Source organism: Leminorella richardii, assembly GCF_900478135.1.
Taxonomy (GTDB): domain Bacteria; phylum Pseudomonadota; class Gammaproteobacteria; order Enterobacterales; family Enterobacteriaceae; genus Leminorella; species Leminorella richardii.
Window position 1 is genome coordinate 682,646 of record NZ_LS483470.1, and the last position, 24,772, is coordinate 707,417.

Sequence of the window (24,772 nt, forward strand, 5' to 3'; positions counted from 1 at the left end):
ACCATTTACTGGATTACACCGACCTACGCGGATGCGTAGGTTTTTTTTTACCTAATCGGGGTGTTTGTTTTTTATCCGGTTGAACGAGCGACAGTGAACGGCACTCTAAATCGTTTGTCTTAACCGGGAAAGGGACGTATCAACGCCTGAAGCGCTGTGATAGGGAGATAGTAATGATTTATAAGGTCCTTAGAGCCATTGTTCGCACATGTTTTCGCGTACGTATTACAGGCGACATCAACAGTTTTAACCATCCACGTTTGCTGATAACCCCCAACCACCTTTCGTTTGCCGACGGCGTTCTGCTGGGGTTGTTCCTGCCAGTAAGGCCAGTTTTCGCTATTTATACCAATATGACCGATCGCTGGTTTCTCAGAATGATGAAGCCGCTGGTGGACTTTGTTCCTCTGGATCCCACCAAGCCGATGGCGATCAAAACGCTGGTAAGGCAGATTGAGCACGGCAGGCCGATCGTCATTTTCCCCGAGGGGCGAATTTCAGTCACCGGTTCGCTGATGAAAATTTACGACGGTGCGGCATTTGTTGCCGCAAAGTCACAGGCGACGATTGTCCCTATCTGGCTGGACGGCGCTGAGCTGTCTTTCTTTAGCCGACTGAAAGGCGTATTTAAACGCCAGCTGTTTCCGCAGGTGAATATTCACATTCTTCCTGCAACAAAGATCCCTATGCCTGAAGGCGGCAGAGCCGCCGAGCGCCGCCGTCTGGCTGGGGAACACATGCACAAGATTATGATGGACGCCCGCATGGCGACGCGCAGCCCGCGGACGCTGTTTGAGGCGTTTATCGAAGCCAGTGGTCGCTACGGTGGCAGCCAGCCGGCGATTACTGACATCGCCCTGAAAGAAGATACCTACCGAACGCTGTTGAAAAAGTCGCTGGGGCTTAGTCGTATTATTGTCCGACTGTCTGAACCGGGCGAGGCGGTAGGTTTGCTGCTGCCTAACGCGATTGTGACTGCGGCGGCGATTTTTGGTACCTCTCTGTGCGGTCGCGTTCCGGCAATGCTGAACTACACCGCAGGCGTTAACGGGTTGGAGAGCGCGCTGAAGGGCTCGCAGATTAAAACGATCGTCACGTCGCGCCAGTTTTTGGAAAAAGCCAACCTTCTTCATCTGTCGGAGCAGGTCAAGGGAGCTACATGGTATTTCCTTGAAGATCTGAAAGACAGCATCACCCGCGACGACAAGCTGTGGGTGCTGAAGCATCTGTTTATGCCCCGCAGCGCAATGGCGCCGCAAAAGCCAGACGATGCGGCCATTATCCTGTTTACTTCCGGTTCTGAGGGTAACCCGAAGGGCGTCGTGCATACCCACAACAGCCTGATGGCGAACGTTGAGCAAATTCGCACCGTCGCTGACTTTACGCCGCTGGACAAGTTTATGTCTGCGCTGCCGCTGTTCCACGCCTTTGGCCTGACTGCCGGCCTGCTGACGCCGCTGGTGACCGGTAGCCGCATTTTTCTGTATCCGAGCCCGCTGCACTACCGCATCGTGCCGGAGGTGATTTACGATCAAAACTGCAACGTGATGTTCGGTACGCCGACGTTCCTCGGCAACTACGCTCGCTTTGCTCATCCCTACGACTTCGCTCGCCTGCGCTACGTTGTGGCCGGAGCCGAAAAGCTCTCTGCCGCAACCCGCGATCTGTGGCAGGAGAAGTTTGGCATACGGATCCTGGAAGGCTACGGCGTGACTGAGTGTGCGCCAGTGCTGGCGATTAACGTGCCGATGGCGGCGCGCTCCCAAACCGTTGGCCGACTGCTGCCGGGCATTGAGTCCCGCCTGATCCGCGTGCCCGGCATTGAAGACGGCGGTCGCCTACAGGTGAAAGGGCCCAACGTCATGAAAGGCTACCTGCGAGTAGAGAATCCGGGTGTATTGGAAATCCCTAGCGCAGAGAACGAGCAGGGCGAACTGGAAGCCGGGTGGTACGACACTGGGGACATTGTCTCTTTTGACAGCGAAGGCTTTTGTACTATCAAGGGGCGTGTGAAGCGCTTCGCCAAAGTCGCCGGGGAAATGGTCTCGCTGGAAAGCGTTGAGGCCATTGCTAAGAGAATTGCTCCCGATGCCGAACACGCAGCAACGGTAAAAAGCGATGCGGCCAAGGGGGAGTCTCTGGTTCTGTTTACGACTGCCGCCGAACTGCCTCGTGAGGCGCTAACGCGTGCCGCTCAAGAACTTGGCCTACCTGGACTGGCGGTTCCTCGAGATATTCGATATTTAGCGACGATCCCGCTGTTAGGCAGCGGAAAGCCTGACTTTGTGACCCTGCGTAAACTGGCGGAAACGCCCGTGGAGCCTGCATGACAACCATTGACGTATCGCCCAAGCCTCTGCTAAGCCGCGGCATGATAGCGGTAACCAGCGCGCAGTTTCTCTCAGCGTTTGGCGACAGCGCGCTGTTTTTCGCCACGCTGGGTGTGCTGATTCAAAAGGCTTACCCTCTGTGGAGCCACTCGGTTCTGCAGATGCTGTTTATCGTCGCCTACGTGGTGCTGGCGCCGTTTGTCGGGCAGATAGCCGATAGCTTCTCGAAAGGGCGCGTGATGATGTTTGCCAACGCGTTTAAGCTTCTTGGCGCAGGGATCATCTTTGCCGGTCTCGATCCATTCTTCGGCTACCTGCTGGTAGGGATTGGCGCAACGGCCTATTCTCCTGCCAAGTACGGCATCCTCGGCGAGCTGACGCAAGGCGATCAGCTGGTGAAAGCCAACGGGCTAATTGAGTCCTCTACGCTGGCGGCTATTCTTGTCGGCTCTCTGGTCGGCGGCTGGCTGGTAGATATTAGTCCCTATCTGGCGCTGACGGCGTGCTGTGTCGTTTATGCCGGGGCTGTCATCGCTAACTTCTATATCCCTCGGCTGACTGCAGCTAGGCCGGGTGCGCGCTGGAATCTCAAAGAGATGGTGGCCAGCTTTGCTAACGCTATCTCAGTTCTTTGGAAAGATCAGGGAACGAGAATGTCGCTGGTGGGCACTAGTCTGTTTTGGGGCGCAGGCATTACGCTGCGCTTCCTGCTGATCCTTTGGGTTCCGGTTGCGCTACAGATTGAGGGGCTACTGACGCCGACGATGCTAAACGCTATGGTGGCGGTCGGTATCGTTATCGGCGCTGCCGCCGCTGCCAAATGGATCACCCTGAAAACCGTGAGCCGCTGTATTCCCGCCGGTGTACTACTGGGTATTGGCGTTATCGTGTTTGTGCTACAGGGCAGCCTGGCGCTTTCTTATATCATCCTGCTGGTGGTGGGGGTTTTTGGTGGGTTCTTTATTGTGCCCCTCAATACTCTTCTGCAGGATCGAGGCAAGCAAACTGTCGGCGCGGGCAACGCGGTAGCAGTACAGAATTTTGGCGAAAATACCGCCATGCTGCTAATGCTTGGCCTGTACACGCTGGCGGTAAAAGCCGGTATGCCAGTGGTGGTCATTGGCTGCGTTTTTGGCAGCCTGTTGGCGATATCGATTGGCGGCCTGTGGATAGTTCAGCTGTTAAGAAAGCGCGGCCAGTAGCCGTTATCCTGCCGCCCGCTATTTCGCAGGCGGCAGACTGAAGTATTTTGCCAGAAGCGCCCGCGTAAAGGCTTTTTTCAGATAGAAACCTCGCGGCAGCGTCATAATCGGCTGGCCGAATTCTCCAATAGCCTCCGTCAGCGCGCGCGCGTTGGCAGCCTTCGGGCGAATCTGCAACACCTCTCCGTGCCGGGCAGTAATCGTTTCTACTTTTCCCAGCACAATCAGATCCATCAACTCTTCCCAGTCGCGCTTTAGCTGCATTTCTTCTTCTGCATCCGGGCTCCACAGTAGGGCTGTACCGATACGGCGCTCAGCCAGAGGAATATGCCTTTCTCCCTCGACGGGAACCCATAATACTCTTTGCAGCTTTTTTCGAAGATGGCTGCTTTCCCAGGTTACGCCGCTGTTGTTAGTGAGTGGCGCAACGCAAACGAAGGTGGTTTCCAGCGGATTGCCCTGTTGGCTAACGGGAATGGTTTTAAGCTCAATGCCCAAGTGGGGGAAATCCTGCTCTGGCTTACTGCCCGCGCTGGCTCCCAGATAGTGTTCCAGCAGCATACCGACCCATCCCTTATCCCGCTTTAAGTCGTTAGGAATGGGTAGCCCTGCGGCGTCTGCCAGCGCTTTCATGGTGTACCCCGCCAGCGCGGTTGCGCGCCGGTAAAGTTCTTGTTCACTTTCCGGTACAGGAAGAGACGTTACCGTACTGGGCATCAGGGAGTCCGCTTATCTGCTCTAAATTTGTACAGCCGGAGAGGGGTTTATGCACTCCACCGAGTATACCGTTAGAAAATAAATTAACGTGATGGTTTATATCATGATTTTGTGTCCACGGCCTAGTGTGATAGACATCACATTGAGTAAAGGCATCAGTAAGCCACCGACAGTGAACAGGATCTTACACCATGTTATCCACAGATATCTTGGATAACTCACAAAAGTCGCAGCACTGTTTTCATTTACAGCATTGACGATAGGTCTTTTTTGCGCATCAAACTCGGTATTGGTCAACTTTTTATCACTGACTGTGGATAAAGTGGGCGGAGGTCGTTTTTTGCTCACGTTCTCTGACATGGAATGCGGGAGACACAGTTTTCTTCTGTATAGAACTGTCATTATATAAATATCTAATTGATTATTAATTGTTTTAAAGGCTTATTCTTTAATTGCTGAAAGAGGCCTGTGGAGACTTCTACCCATATTGTCATCGGGTTTTTCACATGGATATCCACAGTAAACGTGCATAACACAGGATGAAATAGCCTTTGGCTGTTTATAACTTTGTTTGATTTGTCAAGTTATGCTCAGAAGGGGAAAGGATAAGGGAATCTCACCCAGAGGTTTACCGCATCGTTGAAGCTGTGTCCTGCAACTGTATGCGGATGGCGCTGGCGATCATTTTTACGCAGAGCAAGCCGCGAGTAACGCGGCACCGCGTAAAAATGACCCCAGCCCTTCGGGACGCGTGCCAAAAGGGCGTACTCCGCCTTGATTACGCCCTTTTGGCTCAGCCTCGCCACCGCGTACAGTTGCGGGACACAGCCTAGTATGAAACAATCAGCCCATCTTTAAAGAATTATGCTTTGAGGTAGTCTAGTGATCGATGATGATGGCTACCGCCCGAATGTTGGTATCGTAATTTGTAATAAGCAGGGACAGGTGTTGTGGGCCAGGCGGTTTGGTCAACACTCGTGGCAGTTTCCTCAGGGCGGTATCAACGCAGGGGAATCACCTGAGCAGGCCATGTATCGCGAGCTTTTTGAAGAGGTCGGGCTGAGTCGTAAAGACGTCAAAGTCCTTGGCTGTACGCGTAACTGGTTACGATATAAGTTACCAAAACGTTTGGTGCGTTGGGATACTAAACCCGTTTGTATTGGTCAGAAGCAGAAATGGTTTTTACTGCAGCTGATGAGTAATGAGTCCGATATCAATATGCAGCGCAGCAGTACGCCGGAGTTCGATGGCTGGCGCTGGGTAAGCTACTGGTATCCGGTACGACAAGTCGTCTCCTTTAAGCGCGACGTTTATCGCCGAGTCATGAAGGAGTTTGCGCCTATCGTGTTGGCGATGCAGGAGAAGTCGGAAGGCCGGCCGCAAAAGACAAATGCTCCACACCCTCGGCGTAGAAAGAACGAACGTCCTGGCGGTGATAAATAGCGATTAGCCCCGTTTTTCGGGGCTAATCCATTTTTTATGTTATCGATCTGTTGGTCGTAAATGAGTGTAAATCGGACCGTTTCTGCGAACGGAATGCGTTTGACTATGCTATCATTTCGCGCAGTTTTCCCGGCGCTGTCCGATCTCAATTCAACGTAATATGTATTGTGGTGAGTGATGAACTCTAGCTTTCTGGAATTTCCCAAATTCGATCCGGTTATCTTCTCTTTAGAACCCACGCTGCCCCTGTCGCTACGCTGGTACGGCATGATGTATCTGATCGGCTTCGTGTTCGCCCTTTGGCTGGCTAAGCGCCGCGCGCGTCAGCCCAACAGCGGCTGGACCAAAGACGAAGTTGAAAACATGCTCTACATTGGCTTTCTCGGAGTTTTTGTCGGTGGTCGCGTCGGCTATGTGCTGTTTTACAGCTTTCCCGAATTTATTGAAAACCCGCTTTACCTGTTTAAAGTCTGGGAAGGGGGTATGTCTTTCCACGGCGGCCTGATGGGCGTGATTGTGGCAATGATGTGGTTTGCCCGGCACACAAAGCGCACGTTCTTCCAAGTATCTGACTTTATGGCGCCGCTGATCCCCTTCGGCCTAGGCGTTGGGCGTCTGGGCAACTTTATCAACGGCGAGCTGTGGGGAAGGGTGACTGACTTTCAGTGGGCAATGCGTTTTCCTACGGCTCGCGCCGCTGACCAGCTGTTTGTTCAGCAAAACCCGCAGTGGCTGCCCTATCTGCAGGACGGCATGCTGCCGCGGCACATGTCCCAGCTCTATGAAATGTGTCTTGAGGGCATTGTCCTGTTCCTGATTTTAAACCTGTTTATACGCAAAGCGCGCCCGGCGGGCAGCGTGTCCGGGCTGTTTTTAATCGGCTATGGCACATTCCGCTTTGTGATTGAGTTTTTCCGCCAGCCGGACGTTCAACTGGGGCTGTTTGGCCTGTTCAGCATGGGGCAGCTGCTTTCGCTGCCGATGATCCTGATCGGCGTGCTGATGGTGGTTTGGGCCTATCGCCGCCCGAAACCGCAGGCGAATCAACAAAAAGCGTAATGGGCTAGAGGTAAGGTAACGATGAAACAGTATTTGGATCTGATGCAAAAAATCCTCGATGAGGGAACGCCAAAGTCTGACCGCACCGGTACAGGAACGCGCTCTATTTTTGGCCACCAGATGCGCTTTAACTTACAGGACGGCTTTCCGCTGGTCACCACCAAGCGTTGCCATCTGCGCTCAATTATTCACGAGCTGCTGTGGTTCCTTAAGGGCGACACTAACATCGGCTACCTGCGCGATAACAATGTCACCATCTGGGACGAGTGGGCTGATGAAAACGGCGACCTGGGGCCGGTATATGGAAAGCAGTGGCGCTCATGGGGCACTGCGGACGGTCGTCAGATCGATCAGATTTCCGCTGCGGTTGAGCAAATCAAGCGCGATCCGGATTCACGGCGGATCATCGTTTCCGCGTGGAACGTCGGCGAACTGTCAGAGATGGCGCTGGCGCCCTGCCACGCGTTCTTCCAGTTCTACGTTGCAGACGGCAAGCTATCCTGCCAGCTGTATCAGCGCTCCTGTGACGTTTTTCTGGGGCTGCCGTTTAACATTGCCAGCTATGCGCTGCTGGTACACATGATGGCTCAGCAGTGCGATCTGGAGGTTGGCGACTTTGTCTGGACCGGCGGTGATACCCACCTGTATATGAACCACATGGAGCAGACCCATTTACAGCTAAGCCGCGAGCCGCGCCCGCTGCCAAAGCTGGTCATCAAGCGCAAGCCTGAGTCCATCTTTGACTATCAGTTCGAGGATTTCGACATTACGGGCTACGACCCGCACCCGGCCATTAAAGCGCCAGTAGCAATTTAACTCGATGCTTTAAGCGCCCGTTTCGACGGGCGCTTTTTATTGGATTTGATATGAAAGCCAGCTTTTTCATTCCCGCGCTCACTCTACTTGCCGCTGCGTTGCTGGCGGGCTGTCAGGCCGTTTCTCCTTCTCCTTCCTACTCCCTGAGCTGCCTTTATCCCACTCAGGAAGGCGATCTAACCGACGATGAGGCCTGCATTGACGACAGCGGTTCGGTGCCGCTGTTTTCGCCGCGAGTGCTGGCTATGGCGGGCTACGATGAGCAGGGTTTAGCGGGATTTTATGGCGCAGGCCGCGTTTTTTACGTGAAGCCCTCTGGAGAGAGCCTTGAGGTTCTTATGTTCGACAACGGCCCCGACTACTTTGAAGAGGGATTGACCAGGGGAAGGAAGAACGGAAAGGTTGGGTTTTATAACGCGCGCTTTGAAGAGGTGATTGCGCCGATATACGACTTTGCCTGGCAGTTTGAAAACGGGCGCGCTCAGGTAGGCATGCAGTGCCGGTCTTTACGGGACGGCGACCACATAATTGTTACCTGCCTTGATGAGTTCACTATCGATAAGAATGGGAATAAAGTTACGCCCTAGCTTCTTTCTACCCCCTCTCATCTTCGCATCATGCATCATGCATCATTCCGCTTTTTCTGCTATTTACGCCGCAGTTTGATGTAACGCTGTGTGCGTTTCTCCTCTTCTTAGCAGCATAGCTTCCAATACTGTTTTTCCCCACTGGGCGGCACTACCGCGACTGGCTAGCATAGCCCTATGAATACTATCTCAGAGATGAAACAGTGCGGCCTGACGCTGATTGAGCTGCTGTTGGTGATGGCAATAACGGCGATTCTTGCCACTGGTGGCGTTCACGGCTGGCAAGGTTATCGACAGCGGGCTGCGCTAGCGCAGTCCAGTTCAGAGCTGCTGGCGTTTATGGCTCGGATTCAGCAGGCTGCCCACTGGCGAAATGAAACCTTCTTGCTGCACATTGCTCAGGGAGGTGGACGATCCTGCTTGACAGTAGCGGGTTCTCCAGCGGAAGCCAACTGTGCGTCTCTTGGTGGTTCGGTTTACTGGCCTGTGGAGGAGAATATGACCCTGGCGCTTTATCAGTCTGAAATCGGCCTCGGCTTCTACGGCCTGCGCAATACGGCAGGTGCCGGGCACGTTGTGATTAAGGGGGCTGCAGGGAGCGTCAGGGTAGTGCTGTCTGCCACGGGAAGGCTCAGGCGATGTCTTGAAGGGGATAACAGTCTGGGAGGAATACCTCGATGTTGAAGAACAGGCGTCAGCGCGGCTTTTCCCTGCCTGAAATGCTGGTGGCTATGCTGATTAGCGCCATTCTCCTGTCGGGTATTGTCTCTCTGATGCCGTCGTTTCAGCGCCAGAGCCTGATGCAGCAGCGAGCCTATCGCTTAGAGCAGGCGCTACGGCAGGTGCTACAGGCGATAGAAAAGGATTTACGTCGAGCGGGATACCGATTTTCATCTTCCTCTCCGCGCTCTGAGGCGGCGGTCAGGCTGAGCGGTGGCTCGTTTGGAATTGCCGGGTTCTGTATGCTTTTTGGTTACGATCTGAACCACAGCGGGAAAATAGATCTGGAAAGCGCTTCGTCGCCTGAGCGCTTTGGCTATCGGTGGCGACAGGGAACCGTTGAACGTCAGCGGGGTGGAGGCAGCTGTCAAAGTGGGGAGTGGGAGAAGATGCTGGATCCATCAGAAATCACCGTGAGTCAGTTTTACGTCGAGCCTCGGAGGGCTCAAGGGAAGGTGAAAGAGGGAGAGGACTATTTTCTCCTATCTCTCGAAGGGCACTGGCGCGGTGCACCGGAACGGCCTATTAGACTCACGGCGAGAGTCAGAAGCCGTGGAGCATAACGTCGTAGTGCGCGCTCAGCGAGGATATGCGACGCTGCTGCTGATTATGATGTTGCTAGCGTTTTCTATGATGATGCTAAAAAGCATTCATCGGCAGCTGGATCATAGAGTCAGAATGCAGGCTGACGAGCGGCGCTATCTTTTAGAACGCCAGCGAGCCTATTCCGCGCTGTCATGGGCTTCTTCTTTGAGTTGGACGCTAAACGGCAGCGACTGGCTGTGTCAGAAAAGTGAGCTGTACCGACTGAATGCCTGCGTAAAGCCGCTGAATGGGGATGAGTTACTGGTGCGCGGTTCAGGGCTTGCTGTGCCCGGTAGAGCTCCCCTGACGCTTTTCCAGCGGGCGATAGTTCAGCGAGAGCAGCAGAGCGTTGATCGGGTAAGCCTTTTGCTGGTTTCTACGGCACTCAGCGACGTTTGCCCGCTGGCTCAGAAAGCGGAATGTGAACCGTGACTGCGTTAGCTTATCGCCAGCAGGGGTTTAGCCTGTTAGAGACCCTGATTGCCATGCTGCTGTTTGCCATTACGGTAATGGGACTAATGCGCTACCAGCAGGTGCTTACTGCGCAGTTTTACCACTATGCAGACGAGCAGCGCGCATGGGGGCTAGCGGCACAGGCGCTGGAAGTCTATCCGACCACTATTGATAGTGAGGAGGTTTTCCCCTCGGGTACATGGCGGATTAATTTGATAGCCCGACAGCGGGATGCATATTGCCAAGAGATTGCGGCCGAAGTTAAAGGGCCGCACCGTGTGAACGTCAGGCTTGAGAGGCTTTTTTGTCTACCCTACAGCCAGCCGCCGTAGCGGCTAGCGGTAAGATCGTTCAGCCAGCATTAGTCATTGGCAAACAGCGCTTTGGCTCGGTGAGGCGCTGAGCGCCAGTACTGTTTGGGTGCGCTGACCTGCGCGCCAAGGGCCGCAGCGGCGCGCCATGGCCAGTGTGGTTCGTAAAGAATGCCGCGCCCCAGCGCCACCATGTCGGCATCGCCGGTAGCGACGATGGCTTCCGCCTGTTCCGGTTCGGTAATCAGGCCTACGGCGATAGTCGGCATGCCGACAGTTTCCTTAATATGTCGGGCAAAGGGCACCTGATAGTTAGGAGAGACGGGAATGCGCTGCTCGGCAGACAGTCCGCCGCTGGATACGTGGATATAGTCGCAGCCGAGCGCTTTCAGGCGTTGGCAGAGCTCAACGGATTGCGACAGATCCCAACCGCCTTCAACCCAGTCGCTGGCGGAGATGCGAACGCCCACGGCCTTATTGGCAGGGAACACTTTGCGCACGGCGCTAAAGACGTCCAGCGTCATGCGCATGCGGTTTTCCAACGTGCCGCCGTAGCTGTCATCGCGCTGATTGGAAAGAGGAGATAAAAACTCGTGCAGGAGATAGCCGTGAGCGGCGTGGATCTCAATAGCGTCAAATCCCAGCTTATCCGCGCGCTTGGCCGAGTGGGCGAATGAAGCGATGATGGAAGCGATGCGGTCAGCGCTTAGCGCCAGCGGCTTTGCAGAGTGGGTGTCAAAGGCGATAGCTGACGGCGCTACGGGCTGCCATCCTCCCTGTTCTGGAGTCACCGCAGGGCCCGGGCTCCACGGCGGCGGCATAGAGGCTTTGCGCCCGGCGTGGGCAAGCTGGATCGCCAGAGGCATGTTGGAATAGCGCTTTACCGCACTGACGGTTTTTGCCAGCGCCCGTTCGGTTTCGTCGTCCCAGAGCCCAACGTCTTTGGGGGAAATACGCCCTTCAGGCTCTACAGCGGTTGCCTCCATAATTAGCAGGCCAGCGCCGGAAAACGCCAGCTGGCCTAAATGAATAGTGTGCCAGTCTGTTGTTTTGCCCTCTTCGGCAGAGTACTGACACATAGGGGCAATAATGATGCGGTTAGGCAGCGTTAAGGGGCCGATGTTTACAGGGGAGAACAGTTGACTCATGGTGGATTCCTTATGGTACACAGGAGGTGTTTCCAGCTGGCGGTTTGGTGACTGAATACAGTCAAAGCCGCTGCTGTCAGGCACCCTCATGATGGAGCTCAATGGACGGAGCCGAATACGGGTAGCAATAGGGAACATCGCGAAAAATTCACAGCCATGGTACACCCCCGTTAGGCGGTTATATAGTCAGAAAAAGCGGTTGGCCGAGGAATATCCCGGCAGGCGTTCCGCTCTGGCTTTACAGTCGGTGCGATAACGTTGAAAATCACACCTTTGCTTTCTCTTTTTAGAAAGCGCAGGCTTAGCTCCCGTTCGCTCATTCAGGAGTCAGAATGTTTACGGTTTACCACTCAAATCAGCTGGACATACTGAAGTCGCTAATCTCTGCTCTGGCGGCAGGCAGACCTCTGGCCGATTCGCTGGAGCCTGAAGTGATTCTGGTACAGAGCAACGGTATGGCCCAGTGGCTGCAAATTGAGCTGGCTGCCGAGCTGGGCATTGCGGCAAATATCTCATTTCCTCTACCGGCTTCGTTTATCTGGCAGATGTTTACCAAAGTGCTGCCCGATGTGCCGATGGAAAGCGCCTTTAGTAAAGACGCCATGCGCTGGAAGCTGATGCGTCTGCTGCCGACAATGCTTGAACTGCCGGAGTTTTCCACGCTGTCCGGCTATCTTGATGACGACGACGATAGGCGCAAACACCACCAGCTGGCGGGGCGTATAGCAGACCTTTTTGACCAGTATCTGGTCTATCGTCCCTCTTGGCTGCAGCACTGGGAGAGAGGCGAGCCGGTTGCGGGGCTGAGCGACGTTCAGGATTGGCAGGCATCTTTATGGCGCGCGCTGGTCGATGATACTCAGCGCCGAGGCCAGTCTCTATGGCATCGCGCCAACCTTTACCAGCGCTTTATCGATGCGCTTAATCACCCCGATTTTTCGGCAGAACGAAGCGGTCTGCCGCCTCGAGTCTTTATCTGTGGCATTTCGGCGCTACCGCCAGTCTATCTGGAGGCGCTTTCCGCGCTGGGGCGACACATTGATATTCACCTGATGTTTACCAACCCCTGCCGAGACTACTGGGGCGACATTCTTGACTACGCCTTTTTGGCACGAATGCAGGCGCGTCGCAGGCGCAAGCACGGCAGCGGGGAAGAGGTGGCGCTGTTTAAGTCGGTGCACACCGCTGAAAGCCTGTTTGACGACGAGGGCAATCAGAACCTGAGTAACCCACTGTTGGCGAGCTGGGGCAAGCTTGGGCGCGACAATATTTACCTGCTGGCGCAGCTCAACGGCGTACAGGAAGTGGACGCCTTCGTTGATCCAAAAAGCGATAGCCTACTTCATCGCATTCAGCGCGACATTTTGACGCTGGAAGACCGGGCTCAGGCTTTTTTGAATCTCGATGAATCTACAGCCCAGAAGCCACGAGAACAGCTGGATCTTAGGGACAGGTCGGTTAGCGTTCACGTTTGCCACAGCGCTCAGCGCGAAGTGGAAGTGTTGCACGACAGGCTGTTGGCCATGATGGACAGCGACCCAGATCTGAGTCTGCGCGACATTATTGTGATGGTCGCGGAAATCGATACCTATACCCCCTACATTGACGCAGTGTTTGGCAGCGCGCCAAAAGATCGTTTCCTGCCCTATGCGATTTCGGATCGCAGCGCCAGTCAGGTTCATCCAGTCGTTACGGCATTTCTACAGCTGCTTGATTTACCCTCCAGCCGGTTCGGCGCACAGGAGGTGCTGGCGCTGCTGGAAGTGCCCGAACTGGCGCAGCGCTTTGCTATCGATGAGAGTGGCCTTCGAACACTGCGTCAGTGGGTTGAAGGGGCGGGGATCCGCTGGGGGCTGGACGACGACATGGTGGCCGGGCTTGATTTACCGCCGACTGGGCAGCACACGTGGCGCTTTGGCCTGACGAGGATGCTGCTTGGTTACGCCATGGATAGCCAGAGCGGCGACTTTCAGGGCGTCCTGCCTTACGATGAGTCCAGCGGCCTGATTGCCGCTCTTGCCGGTCAGCTGGCAGAGTTTCTTATGCGACTGGCGCTTTGGCGCGAGCGTTTGGCGAAAGCGAGTAGGCTTCACGAATGGGCTCCACTGTGCCGCGAACTGATGGAAGACTTTTTCATCGATACTGTGGACGTCGAGCCGGTACTCGCCCTTATTGAGGGGCAGTGGCAAAAGCAGTGCGGTACCGGCATCGAGTCAGGCTACGATGAGGAATTGCCCCTGACCGTCTTGAAAGACGAACTCTCTTCGCGCCTTAATCAGGAACGGCTAAGCCAGCGCTTTTTAGCCGGAGCCATTAACTTTTGTACCCTGATGCCGATGCGCTCTATTCCATTCAAGGCTGTGTGCCTGCTCGGCATGAACGACGGCGTTTATCCCCGAACGCTACCGCCGCTGGGTTTTGACCTTATGTCTGAGAAACCCATACGGGGAGATCGTAGCCGACGCGATGACGACCGTTACCTGTTTCTTGAAGCGCTGCAGTCGGCACAAAATGCGTTCTATATCAGCTATATCGGTCACTCAATTCAGGACAATAGCGAACGCTATCCTTCAGTGTTAGTAACCGAGCTGTTGGAATATGTTTCCCAAAGTCATGTGCTGGAAGGGGAAGAGATCGGCGTTATTGAGGATCCCGAACTGAGCGCGCGGCGCGTTTATCAGCACCTCTTAACGCTGTACCCTAGAGTGCCGTTCAGTGAGAAAAATTTTATCGTCGGTAGCGAACAGCAAAGCTATGCCAGCGAGTGGCTTCCGGCAGCGGCCAGAGAGGGCGTCCCCCACAGTGAATTTGGCAGCAGGCTAACGCCTTTTGTGCCTGAAAGCGTTGATATTGACGACGTGCGCCGTTTCTATCGTCACCCCGTCAGGGCATTCTTTCAGCAGCGGCTGAGGGTGAACTTCATGCTAGAGGACGCCGCCCTGTCAGATGAAGAGCCGTTTAGAGTGGATGGCCTTGAGCGCTATAAAATGAACGTTGCCTTGCTGAATCACCTGATTGAAGGGGATGATCCCAGCACGCTGTTTTCCCGCGCCCATGCGGCAGGAGAGCTGCCCTTTGGCGCATTTGGTGAGCTGTTTTGGCAAGAGCAGGTGGAAAGTATGCACGATCTGGCCGAAGCGGTAAGAGCGCAAAAAGCCGACAGTGAGAGCATGGAGTTTTCCCGGCTGATTGACGGTATTACCGTCAGCGGCTGGCTGCATCACGTGCAGAAAAACGGCCTGCTGCGCTGGCGCCCGGCTAAGCTCTCGGTGATTGACGGCATGACGCTGTGGATTGACCACCTGATTTACTGCATGTCCGGCGGGAAAGGCGAGAGCCGGATGTTTGGTAACGAGGGCAGTGAATGGCGATTTGCGGCTCTGGGCGCTGAGGAGGCGCAGGCGCAGTTTACAGTTTGGCTAAAAGGATACGTTCAGGGGCTGAGTGAGCCGCTGCTGCTGTTGCCAAAAAGCGCCTGGGCGTGGCTTGAAGCCTGCTATAGTTCGGAGTCTGGTCAGGTAGAATGGGGCGATGAGGCTCAGCAAAAGGCTCGACACCGCCTGCTTCAGGCCTGGCAGGGTTCGCCTCCTGCCATTGGCGAAGGGGAAGACCCTTACCTGATGCGGCTGTTTCGCATTATGGACGACGCACGGTACCAGCAGATTGTTGCCGACAGCCTTCCCTATTTACTGACGTTAAAACAGCATCGATTGGAAAAAAACGAAGGGAAAAGTGAACCCTGAGAGGAGCTGCTGTCCAATGGAAGGTATTGAGGTGAATGCGTTTCGACGCCGTGGGGCGTTGATTTTGCGTTTACTGTTCGTAAAGCATGAATGAAGTTATCTTTGCCTTTGGCGCGCGGCAAATCCGCCGCTCGATGGCGTAAAAGTGAATCAAGAAGGAAACGTTATGCGTAAGCTCTATGTCTCTATCGCCAGTGTTCTACTGCTGCTGTTTGGCCTGACGTCAATGGCGCAGGCGGCTCAGGGGTGGCAGCCGCTGGCAGAAAAAATTCAAAAAAGTGAAAGAGACACGAGGGCGTATCAGGCCATTCGGCTGGACAACGGCATGACAGTTTTACTGGTCTCGGACAGCCTAGCCAGTAAGTCGCTGGCGGCGCTGGCTTTGCCCGTAGGCTCTCTGGAAGACCCCAACAGCCAGCTTGGACTGGCTCACTACCTTGAACACATGGTGCTGATGGGATCGAAACGCTATCCAGAGCCTGACAGTATCTCTGAGTTTTTGAAAAAGCACGGCGGCAGCCACAACGCCAGCACGGCTTCCTATCGAACCGCCTATTACCTTGAGGTCGAAAACGATGCGCTGGCTCCTGCGGTTGACCGGCTGGCGGACGCTATTGCCGAGCCGCTGTTAGATCCGGTATATGCCGATCGAGAGCGCAACGCGGTTAACGCCGAGATGACTATGGCCCGCTCGCGAGACGGCATGCGAATGGCGGAGGTCGGCTCTGAGACGCTGAACCCCGCTCACCCGAGTTCGCGCTTTTCCGGCGGCAATCTGGACACGCTGAAAGACAAGCCCGACAGCAAGCTGCACGACGAGCTGAAGGCGTTTTATCAGCGCTACTATTCGGCCAATTTGATGGTCGGCGTACTGTACGGCAACCAGTCTCTGGACGCGCTGGCGGAGCTGGCGTCAAAAACCTTTGGCCGCATTGCTAACCGCCAAGCGACCGTTCCTGCGATTACCGTGCCTGCCGTAACGGATAAAGAGAAAGGGCTGATTATTCACTATGTGCCGGCTCAGCCAACGCGACAGCTGCGTATTGAGTTTCGCATCGACAACAATATTTCTCAGTTTCGCAGCAAGACCGATACCTATATCGGCTACCTGATTGGCAACCGCAGTGAAAATACCCTGTCAGACTGGCTGCGGAAGCAGGGCCTGGCTGATAGCATTGGCGCAGGGGCTAACCCAGTCATCGACCGCAACGGCGGTGTGTTCAGCATCGGTATTTCTCTCACAGAGAAAGGGCTGGCGGAGCGGGATCGCGTGATTGCTGCGGTGTTTGACTACCTGAAGCTGATGCGCAAAGAGGGGGTTCGCAAAGAGTACTTTGACGAGATTGCCCACGTTCTGGCACTGGACTTCCGCTATCCGTCAATTTCTCGCGACATGGACTACGTTGAGTGGCTGTCCGACACCATGCTGAATATTCCTATTGAGAACGTACTGAACTCCGATTATCTGGCCGATAGCTACGATCCTAAAGCGATTGAGGCGAGGCTAGATGAAATGACACCACAGGCGGCGCGCATCTGGTTTATCAGTCCGGATGAACCTCATGACAAAATGGCCTACTTCGTCAATGCCCCCTACAAGGTTGACCGCATCACGCCTCAGCAGGTAGCGACTTGGACAGGTGAGGAAAAAAATCTGCCTCTGCGCCTGCCGGAGCTCAACCCCTATATTCCTGATGATTTTTCACTGTTAACGAAGCCCGCTGCACAAACGGCAACTCCGACGCTGGTGCTGAACGATCCTCAGGTCAAAGCCTGGGCGATGCCGAGCAGCTACTTTGCTGATGAGCCGAAGGCCTATGTCACGCTGGCGCTTCGCAACGCCAGCGCACAGGATTCTGCGCGGGATCAGGTCATTTTCTCCCTGACTGACTATTTAGCCGGGCAGGCGATGGCGCAAATCAACTATCAGGCGTCAGTAGGGGGCATTAGCTTTTCCTCTTCTGGCATTAACGGCCTGCAGTTTTCCGCCACTGGCTTTACGCAGCGCATGCCGCAGCTAATGAGCGCCGTGCTAGCGCAGTACCAGAGCTTTACTCCGACTGAAGAACAGCTAGAGCAGGCTAAGTCATGGTATCGCCAACAGCTGGATGCTGCTGAGAAAGGGAAAGCGTTTGAAGTCGCACTTCAGCCTATCCGCGCTGTCTCCTATGTGCCCTACACTGAACGGGAAGAGCGTCGTGGGCTGATTGACAGCGTGACCGTCAATGACATTCTTCAGTATCGCGATCGCCTATTGAAAGAAAGTACGCCGGAGCTGTTTGCCATCGGTAACGTGACGCCTGAACAGGTTAAAGCGCTGGCGCTGGACGTGAGTAAACAGCTGGGCTGCTTAGGAAAAAGCGCCTGGTACGGGCAAAACGTCGTAGTGGACAAGAAGCAGACCGCTAACCTGATGAAGGCGGGCAGCAGCACGGACTCAGCCCTAGGGGCGGTGTTTATTCCGCTTGGCTATGATGAAGTTCAGGGCATGGCGCGCAGTAATCTGCTGTCTCAAATTGTTCAGCCCTGGTTCTACAATCAGCTGAGAACCGAAGAGCAACTGGGGTATGCGGTGTTTGCCTTCCCGATGTCAATCGGGCGGCAGTGGGGCATTGGCTTCCTGCTGCAAAGCAACAGCAAGACTCCCGCCTATTTGGACGGTCGCTATACGGCGTTTTATCAGCAGGCTAAAGACAAACTGGCCGCCATGAGTGAAGAAGACTTTGCTCAGTATCGTCAGGCGTTGGTTAACGAACTGACGCAGCGCCCGCAGACGCTTGATGAAGAGGCCGCGCTGTATCTGAACGACTTTAACCGCGGCAACGATCGCTTTGATACCCGTAAGCGCATTGTTGAACAGGTTAAGCAGTTGAAGAAAAGCGATATTCAGACTTTCTTTAATCAGGCAGTGATAGACAAAGACGGGCTGTCGATACTTTCTCAGATAATGGGGCAGAGCGATGTAAAAGAAGATTACGCTAAGCCTGAGGGATGGCAGATATATTCAAACGCCTCCACCCTGCAGAAAACGCTGCCCGTTAGAGCGCAGAAGTAATGGGAGAAAGCCTACCTCAGGCGCTTGAGCCGCTGGCGCTGCCGCTGTTTGGCGAGCGCCTGATTGAGGCTTCCGCCGGTACCGGAAAAACCTATACGCTGGCGGCGCTCTATCTTCGCCTGCTGCTGGGGCTTGGCGGTGCGGCGGCTTATCCTCGCCCGCTGGAGGTCGAGGAAATTCTGGTGGTGACCTTTACCGAAGCGGCGACGGAAGAGCTGCGCAACCGCATTCGTGACAACATTCACCGCCTGCGCATGGCCTGCCTGCGCCGGGAAAGCAAGGAGCCGATGCTCAGCAGCCTGCTGGCGCAGATAGAGGATTTTGACGCAGCGGCTTCTTGGCTGCTGGCGGCCGAGCACCAAATGGACGAAGCGGCTATCTACACGATCCACGGCTTTTGCCAGCGAACCCTGAGCCAGAATGCGTTTGAGTCCGGCGTTCCGTTTGAACAAACTCTGATTGAAGACGAGCTGCCGCTGCGCCGCCAGGCCGTTGCGGACTTTTGGCGTCGCCACTGCTATCCGCTGCCGTTACCTGTTGCATCTGCCATTGCGGCCGAGTGGCGCGGGCCAGACAGCCTGCTGGCGGACATGTCCCCCTACCTGCATGGCGAAGCGCCGAGTCTGCGCCAGACGCCTACGCAAGACGATATCTTGCAGCGCCACCAGCAGATTGTTGAGCGCATTGAGGCACTGAAACAGCAATGGTTGGCGTGCGAAAGGGAGATTGGCCCGCTGATTGTTGCTTCTGATGTCGATAAGCGCAGCTACAGCAGTCGCTATCTGACCAACTGGCTGTCGGCCATAACCGAATGGGCCGGTCAGGAGACACTTGACTATCAGCTCCCCGATCCTTTAAAGCGTTTTTGTCAGTCGACGCTGGATGAAAAAACCAAGAAGGGCGAGCCGCCTCGACACCGGATTTTCAGCGAAATTGAGCTTCTGTACACAGAGCCGCTGACGCTGAGAGATTTGATTCTGGCGCGAGCGCTGAGCGAAGTTCGCCTTTCGGTACAGAAAGAGAAGCGCAGGCGCGCGGAAATGGGGTTTGATGATTTACTCAGTCGTCTGGACGCTGCGCTCAGGGGGGAAGGCGCTTCAACGCTGTCTGCGGCTATCCGCCAGCGCTATCCGGTTGCAATGATCGATGAGTTTCAGGATACCGATCCGCAGCAGTATCGCATTTTCCACCGCGTGTACGGCGGCCGTGAGGATACCGGCCTGCTGCTGATAGGCGATCCAAAGCAGGCCATTTACGCGTTTCGCGGCGCGGATATCTTTACCTATATGCGCGCGCGCAGCGAGGTAAGCAATCACTACACGATGGACACCAACTGGCGTTCATCCAAGGCGATGGTAGAGAGCGTTAACCACCTGTTTGCACAGCTGCCGTCGCCGTTTATTTTTGAGCAAATTCCCTTTATGCCGGTTAAGTCCGCTGACCAAGACGGGCAGTTAGCCTTTGAGGTTGAGAGTAAAGTGCAGCCGGCTCTTAGCCTGTGGCAGATACCTAGTGAAGGCTGCAGTCTGGCAGAATATCAGCAGACTATGGCAGAGTGCTGCGCTGCACAGGTTAGAGACTGGCTAATGGCCGGTCAGCGTGAGTCTGCCTGGTTAGTGACGGCTAACGGACGTCGTCCGGTTAGCGCATCAGACATTGCTATTCTGGTTCGTACTGGCAAAGAGGCTGCGCTGGTGCGAGACGCGTTAAGCGCTCTGGGCGTGGCGTCGGTTTACCTTTCTAATCGGGAAAGCGTGTTTAGCGTGCCAGAGGCGCAGGACGTTCTGTGGTTTCTACAGGCTGCACTGTCTCCTGAACAGGAGCGCGCGCTGCGTGCTGCCTTAGCCAGCGGCATGATGGGGCTAGACGCCGCGCAAATAGACGCCATCAATCAGGACGAACGCCAGTGGGAAGCGTTGATTGACGAGTTTACCGAGTATCGCAGCATATGGTTCAAGCGGGGCGTGCTGCCGATGCTGAGAGAAGCGATGGCTCGGCGCGGGCTGGCGGAAAACCTGCTGGTGACGCAGGGGGGCGAGCGCCGTCTGACGGATATCATGCATATTGGCGAGCTTCTGCAAGAGGCCTCGCTTCGGCTCGAAAGTGAGCACTCGCTGGTGCGCTGGCTGTCACAGCAGATTGCCGCGCCTAATGACCGGGCCGATAGTCAGCAGCTGCGTTTAGAAAGCGATCGCAGCCTAGTGAGAATCGTGACTATCCACAAATCTAAGGGGCTGGAATATCCCCTGGTATGGCTGCCCTTCATTTGCGGTTTCCGTCAGCAGATGAACGCGCTGTATCACGATCGCCAGACCTACACTTCAGTGCTGGATCTGCAGCGCGGTGAGGATTCACTTGCGCTGGAAGAAGAAGAGCGCATGGCGGAAGACCTGCGCCTGCTTTATGTAGCAATAACGCGGTCGGTTTTTCACTGTAGCGTTGGCATCGCGCCGCTGTACACCCGCGGTCGCAGCAAAGGCAATAGCGACGTGCACCGCAGCGCGATGGGATATTTGCTGCAAAAAGGTCAGGCGGGTGACGCTCAGGCGCTACTGCAGTCGCTAGAGGCGTTTGCTCAGGGGGAGTCTATTCAGCTGGTTGACGCTGCTCGCGTTGACGACTCGCGGTGGCAGGCTCCTGAACTTTCCGCAGACACGCTGGCGGCGCGGCGTTTCCTTTCCCCCCGTCGTGACGACTGGCGAGTGACCAGCTATTCCGGGTTATCGCAGCAGGGCGGCGGGCATCACTATGAGATTGTGCCGCGCTTTGATACCGATGCAGCAGGTGAGCGGCGCGGTGTATCTGAGGTTCTTCCTGAGAAAACGCCACATACTTTTCCAAAGGGGGCCGCACCGGGCACCTTTTTACACGGGCTGTTTGAGTCCTTTGACTTTACCGAGGGGCCGGATCGGCTTTGGCTACAGGAGCAGGTTGAGCGGCAAGGGCTGGTGCCCGAGTGGGAGCCAGTGGTGTATGACTGGCTTGAGGCAGTGTTGAAGGCGCCTTTGACCGAAGAGGGCGTACGGCTGTGTGACATTCCCACAAAGGAGAGAAGCGTTGAGCTACAGTTCTTTTTACCCATTGATTCCCCTCTGACAGCAGCCCGACTTGACGCGCTGGCAAAGCGTTACGATCCGCTGTCTGCAGGCTGCCCAGCGCTGGCGTTTCGGCAGGTTGAAGGCATGCTGAAAGGCTTTATCGATCTGGTCTTTCGCTGGCAGGGGCGCTACTACCTGCTGGACTATAAGTCTAACTGGCTAGGGGAAGACGCGTCGGCCTACACGCAAGAAGCCATGGCGACGGCGATGGGCGAGCACCGCTATGACCTTCAGTATCAGCTGTATACGCTGGCGCTTCACCGCTATCTGCGTCATCGCATTGCCGATTACGACTACCAGACGCACTTTGGCGGCGTGCTGTACCTTTTTCTACGCGGCGTCGAGCCGGGGAAACCGCAACAGGGTATTTTTCACTGCCGACCCGAGCTTGCCCTCGTTGAAGCGATGGATGCGCTGTTTCACTCAGGGGAGATGCCTCGCTGATGCTGACACTATTAACCAAGGCGGCTGATGCAGGTCTGTTCAGGCCGCTGGACATTCAGCTGGCGAGGCTATTGGCAGGTGATAGCGGGCCAAGCATGGCTCTGCTGGTGGCCAAACTCAGCGCAGAGTCGGGAGATGGTCACGTTTGCCTGCCTCTTGCTTCGCTTAATAAAGAGACACTGTTTCCCGGCAGGCATAGCGAAATGGCTGAGGCGCTGTGGCAGGCGGCAGGATGCCCAACGGTAGCCGATTTTTTACAGGTGCTTTCTTGTTCTTCCGCAGTGGGTGACGGCACTCAGGCGACGCCGCTGGTGCTGGATGGGGAGCGCCTCTATCTGCATCGAATGTGGCAAGACGAGGGAAAGATTGCTGACTTTCTGTTGAAGAGTACCAGTAAAGGCGAAGTCGATGAGGTACAGCGACTGCGCCGCATTCTTGACGATCTTTTTCCTCCTGTTTCTGACGGCATTGACTGGCAAAAGGTCGCCGCTGCAGTAGCGGCAACGCGAGGCGTGTCGGTGATCTCCGGCGGGCCGGGAACGGGGAAAACCACAACGGTAGCGCGCCTGCTGGCGGCGCTGCTGTCTCTTGATGACACACAGACTTTGCGCATTGCGCTGGCGGCACCGACCGGAAAGGCTGCGGCCAGATTAACGGAGTCGCTGGCCGCGGCCAGCCGAGACTTGCCGCTGACTCAGGCGCAGCGAGACAGGCTGCCGACAGAGGCGTCAACGCTGCATCGCCTGCTTGGTATGCGCTTTAGCCGCTCACAGCGGCGATATGGTGCAGAGAATCCTCTTCATCTGGACGTGCTGATTGTCGATGAAGCGTCAATGGTGGATCTGCCGATGATGGCGCATTTGGTTGGTGCTCTGCCTCCTCAGGCTAGGTTGATCCTGCTAGGAGATCGCGATCAGCTGGCATCAGTAGAGGCGGGAGCGGTGCTCGGAGACGTGTGTCGGTTTGCTGAACTGGGCTATAGTGCGACAAGAGCCGCTCAGCTTAGTGCATTAACGGGATACGAGATTGCTGAAGGTGAATCTTCATCAGTCTCGGTGCGCGATAGCCTTTGCCTGTTGAAAAAGAGCTACCGTTTTGACGCTCACTCTGGCATTGGTCGCCTGGCGCAGTCAGTCAATCAGGGGGATGGGCGCGGCGCGTTGGCCTGCTTCGGGCAAGAGTTCGAGGACTTGGCGTGGCTCTCGTCGGGTGATGCGCAAGACTACCAGTCTCTGTTGGACGTTTGTATTGAAGGCTACAGTGACTATTTGGCAGCAACAGCGGAGCCTGAAAGGGACGCTAAGGACATTTTGGCGCGCTTTAACCGGTTTCGCCTGCTGTGTGCTCTGCGCGAGGGGCCTTTCGGCGTGGAGGGGCTTAATGAACGCATTGAGCTGATGCTCCAGCGGCGCGGGCTTATCGAGCGTCCACTAGGCGCTGCCGGGCTGTGGTATGTCGGCCGCCCGGTAATGATAAGCCGCAACGATGCTTCACTTGGGCTGTTTAACGGCGATATCGGCATTGCTTTTTACAGCGAGGGCGGTGAGCTGAGGGTTCATTTTCAGCTTCCGGACGGTTCGGTTAAATCCGTAACGCCGAGTCGGCTTCCGTCCTGTGAAACGGCCTACGTGATGACAGTGCATAAGTCGCAGGGCTCTGAGTTTGAGCATACGGCGCTGGTGCTGCCTGAGCAGTACACGCCGTTGCTAAGTCGGGAACTGGTTTATACGGCGATTACCCGAGCAAGAAATCGGCTGACGCTGTTTGCCAAACAGTCTGTGCTGCTGTCGGCCATTGCGACGCCGACCGAAAGGCGAAGCGGTCTGGCTGAACGGCTGCTAAAGGGCGTGGCGGGTAAAAACACGACGGACTGAGCGGTGATGAGAATAAGCCTCTGTCTGTAAAGACAGAGGCTATTTTACATTCCTTCAGGCTTATTGAATCGCACTGCCGACTTCATCCAGCTGTAGGCTCAGGCTCTCAAGCCCGCCGCCGGAGAGATACCAAAGGTCCGGCTGAAGATAGACAATTTTTCCTTTACGAAACGCATTGGTCTGGCGAACCTGTTCGTCATCTTCCAACAGTTTTCGGTCGATTTTCCCCTCACCAATGGCTTCATTGCGATCGATAATAAAAATGATGTCGGGGGTTTTCTCAACAATATATTCAGGCGTGGCAGCCTGACGCCCTTCGGTTAATCCTTCATCGGCCTGACGGAAACCGGCGACCTGATGAACAATAGCGGAATAGGCGTTGGCATTAGAGGCAGAGAGCTTACCGTTATAGTGGATCAGTACCATGGCTTTTAAATTGGCTTTTGCCGTTCTGGCGCGCAGGTCGGCTATTTTTTTGTCCAGCATGGCTAAGCCGTTTTCCGCCTCTTTCTCTTTGTTAAATATCTGGCCGATGGTCATAACGTTTTTCTTGACGCTGTCCAGATAGCGTTTGGCGTCCAGGCTTAGGTTAGCCGTTGGCGCAATGCCGTTTAGCCCTTCATAGGCGGTATTTTGACGTCCGTTGATGATAATAAAGTCAGGCTTTAAATCGGTGATTGTCTGCATGTCCGGTTTTTTCATGCCGCCCGCGTTGGCAATGCTGTCTTGAGCATATTCAGCCAGATAGCCGGGCAGGTTTTTTTTCGGCAGCGCCACGACGCCTTCCACCTTAAGAGCATCCATCGTATCCAGTGCGCCAAAGTCGAAGACGACAATGCGTGACGGGATTTTATGAACTTGCACGGTTCCCTGTGCGTGGGAAATGACTTTTCCATTTTCGTTTTGCGTAGGAGCTTCTGCGGGGGTGATCGTTTGAGCGTGTACAGGAGATGCAGGCGGTGTTTCCGCCTTTTTAGGGTCACAGCCTGTCAGGGTACCAAATGCCAGAGTGAGTGCCAGTAGCAGCAGAGTCTTTTTCATCCGTTAGCCTCAAAAATAGAGTTACCTGTTGAAACAGAAAGCGTGCAGTGTATCGAAGTCAAATTCGCACATCAATGTAAATGAATATTATTATCATTTAATGGTTCATTGCTACGGATAAAGTATAGGATGCAGGCCGCGCATGA

At 55.1% G+C, this 24,772-nt stretch carries 17 protein-coding genes; 14 read left to right on the plus strand and 3 right to left on the minus strand.

From position 1 onward, the window contains the following. The first annotated feature begins 173 nt into the window (after positions 1–173). Both aas and lplT read left to right on the plus strand, forming a co-directional pair. Positions 174–2,330, plus strand: coding sequence for a bifunctional acyl-ACP--phospholipid O-acyltransferase/long-chain-fatty-acid--ACP ligase (gene aas / locus DQM29_RS03215; RefSeq protein ID WP_111739282.1), 2,157 nt, complete (start codon positions 174–176; stop codon positions 2,328–2,330). Then, the gene (gene lplT / locus DQM29_RS03220) at positions 2,327–3,532 is read left to right on the plus strand and encodes a lysophospholipid transporter LplT (RefSeq protein ID WP_111739283.1); all 1,206 of its coding nucleotides are present in this window, start codon (positions 2,327–2,329) and stop codon (positions 3,530–3,532) included. Before aas ends, lplT begins: the two co-directional genes overlap by 4 nt. A gap of 18 nt (positions 3,533–3,550) precedes the next feature. Here the strand turns inward: lplT and mutH are convergent, their stop codons facing one another. Then, complete coding sequence (gene mutH / locus DQM29_RS03225) at positions 3,551–4,249, minus strand: DNA mismatch repair endonuclease MutH (RefSeq protein ID WP_111739284.1); 699 nt, start codon at positions 4,247–4,249, stop codon at positions 3,551–3,553. A gap of 882 nt (positions 4,250–5,131) precedes the next feature. Between mutH and rppH the strand changes: the two genes are divergently transcribed. From rppH to DQM29_RS03265, 8 genes are all read left to right on the plus strand, one after another. Continuing rightward, positions 5,132–5,692 carry an RNA pyrophosphohydrolase gene (gene rppH / locus DQM29_RS03230; RefSeq protein WP_111739285.1) on the plus strand — a complete coding sequence of 187 codons (561 nt, stop codon included), beginning with the start codon at positions 5,132–5,134 and terminating at the stop codon, positions 5,690–5,692. A 177-nt stretch (positions 5,693–5,869) separates the two neighbouring features. Beyond that, positions 5,870–6,751 carry a prolipoprotein diacylglyceryl transferase gene (lgt, locus tag DQM29_RS03235; protein ID WP_111739286.1) on the plus strand — a complete coding sequence of 294 codons (882 nt, stop codon included), beginning with the start codon at positions 5,870–5,872 and terminating at the stop codon, positions 6,749–6,751. Positions 6,752–6,772: 21 nt separating this feature from the next. After that, the gene (thyA, locus tag DQM29_RS03240) at positions 6,773–7,567 is read left to right on the plus strand and encodes a thymidylate synthase (RefSeq protein WP_111739287.1); all 795 of its coding nucleotides are present in this window, start codon (positions 6,773–6,775) and stop codon (positions 7,565–7,567) included. A 50-nt stretch (positions 7,568–7,617) separates the two neighbouring features. Next, positions 7,618–8,154 carry a WG repeat-containing protein gene (locus DQM29_RS03245; RefSeq protein WP_111739288.1) on the plus strand — a complete coding sequence of 179 codons (537 nt, stop codon included), beginning with the start codon at positions 7,618–7,620 and terminating at the stop codon, positions 8,152–8,154. 177 nt (positions 8,155–8,331) lie between these two features. Continuing rightward, positions 8,332–8,838, plus strand: coding sequence for a prepilin-type N-terminal cleavage/methylation domain-containing protein (locus DQM29_RS03250; protein ID WP_111739289.1), 507 nt, complete (start codon positions 8,332–8,334; stop codon positions 8,836–8,838). Further along, positions 8,832–9,437, plus strand: a complete 606-nt coding sequence (locus DQM29_RS03255; RefSeq protein WP_111739290.1) for a prepilin peptidase-dependent protein — start codon at positions 8,832–8,834, stop codon at positions 9,435–9,437. The genes DQM29_RS03250 and DQM29_RS03255 overlap by 7 nt, the downstream gene beginning before the upstream one ends. After that, entirely contained in the window at positions 9,427–9,891 is a 465-nt protein-coding gene (locus DQM29_RS03260) for a DUF2509 family protein (RefSeq protein ID WP_111739291.1), read from the plus strand. Before DQM29_RS03255 ends, DQM29_RS03260 begins: the two co-directional genes overlap by 11 nt. Continuing rightward, on the plus strand, positions 9,888–10,244 hold the full coding sequence (locus DQM29_RS03265) for a type IV pilus modification PilV family protein (protein ID WP_111739292.1): 357 nt from the start codon (positions 9,888–9,890) through the stop codon (positions 10,242–10,244). The genes DQM29_RS03260 and DQM29_RS03265 overlap by 4 nt, the downstream gene beginning before the upstream one ends. A 29-nt stretch (positions 10,245–10,273) precedes the next feature. Here the strand turns inward: DQM29_RS03265 and DQM29_RS03270 are convergent, their stop codons facing one another. Next, complete coding sequence (locus tag DQM29_RS03270) at positions 10,274–11,371, minus strand: NADH:flavin oxidoreductase/NADH oxidase (RefSeq protein ID WP_111741972.1); 1,098 nt, start codon at positions 11,369–11,371, stop codon at positions 10,274–10,276. 332 nt (positions 11,372–11,703) lie between these two features. On the opposite strand from DQM29_RS03270, the gene recC reads away from it, so the two are divergent. The 4 genes from recC (at position 11,704) to recD (ending at position 23,585) form a co-directional block, all read left to right on the plus strand. Then, positions 11,704–15,114, plus strand: coding sequence for an exodeoxyribonuclease V subunit gamma (gene recC, locus DQM29_RS03275; RefSeq protein WP_111739293.1), 3,411 nt, complete (start codon positions 11,704–11,706; stop codon positions 15,112–15,114). 166 nt (positions 15,115–15,280) lie between these two features. Continuing rightward, positions 15,281–18,169: a pitrilysin gene (ptrA, locus tag DQM29_RS03280; RefSeq protein WP_111739294.1), complete on the plus strand. Its 2,889-nt coding sequence runs from the start codon at positions 15,281–15,283 to the stop codon at positions 18,167–18,169. Beyond that, a complete protein-coding gene (recB, locus tag DQM29_RS03285) occupies positions 18,169–21,711 on the plus strand; it encodes an exodeoxyribonuclease V subunit beta (RefSeq protein WP_111739295.1) in 3,543 nt (1,180 codons plus the stop codon). The genes ptrA and recB overlap by 1 nt, the downstream gene beginning before the upstream one ends. Then, the gene (gene recD, locus DQM29_RS03290; RefSeq protein WP_111739296.1) at positions 21,711–23,585 is read left to right on the plus strand and encodes an exodeoxyribonuclease V subunit alpha; all 1,875 of its coding nucleotides are present in this window, start codon (positions 21,711–21,713) and stop codon (positions 23,583–23,585) included. The genes recB and recD overlap by 1 nt, the downstream gene beginning before the upstream one ends. A gap of 60 nt (positions 23,586–23,645) precedes the next feature. On the opposite strand, the gene DQM29_RS03295 is transcribed toward recD, so the two are convergent. Beyond that, positions 23,646–24,626: a siderophore ABC transporter substrate-binding protein gene (locus DQM29_RS03295; RefSeq protein WP_111739297.1), complete on the minus strand. Its 981-nt coding sequence runs from the start codon at positions 24,624–24,626 to the stop codon at positions 23,646–23,648. Between the last annotated feature and the right edge of the window lie 146 nt (positions 24,627–24,772).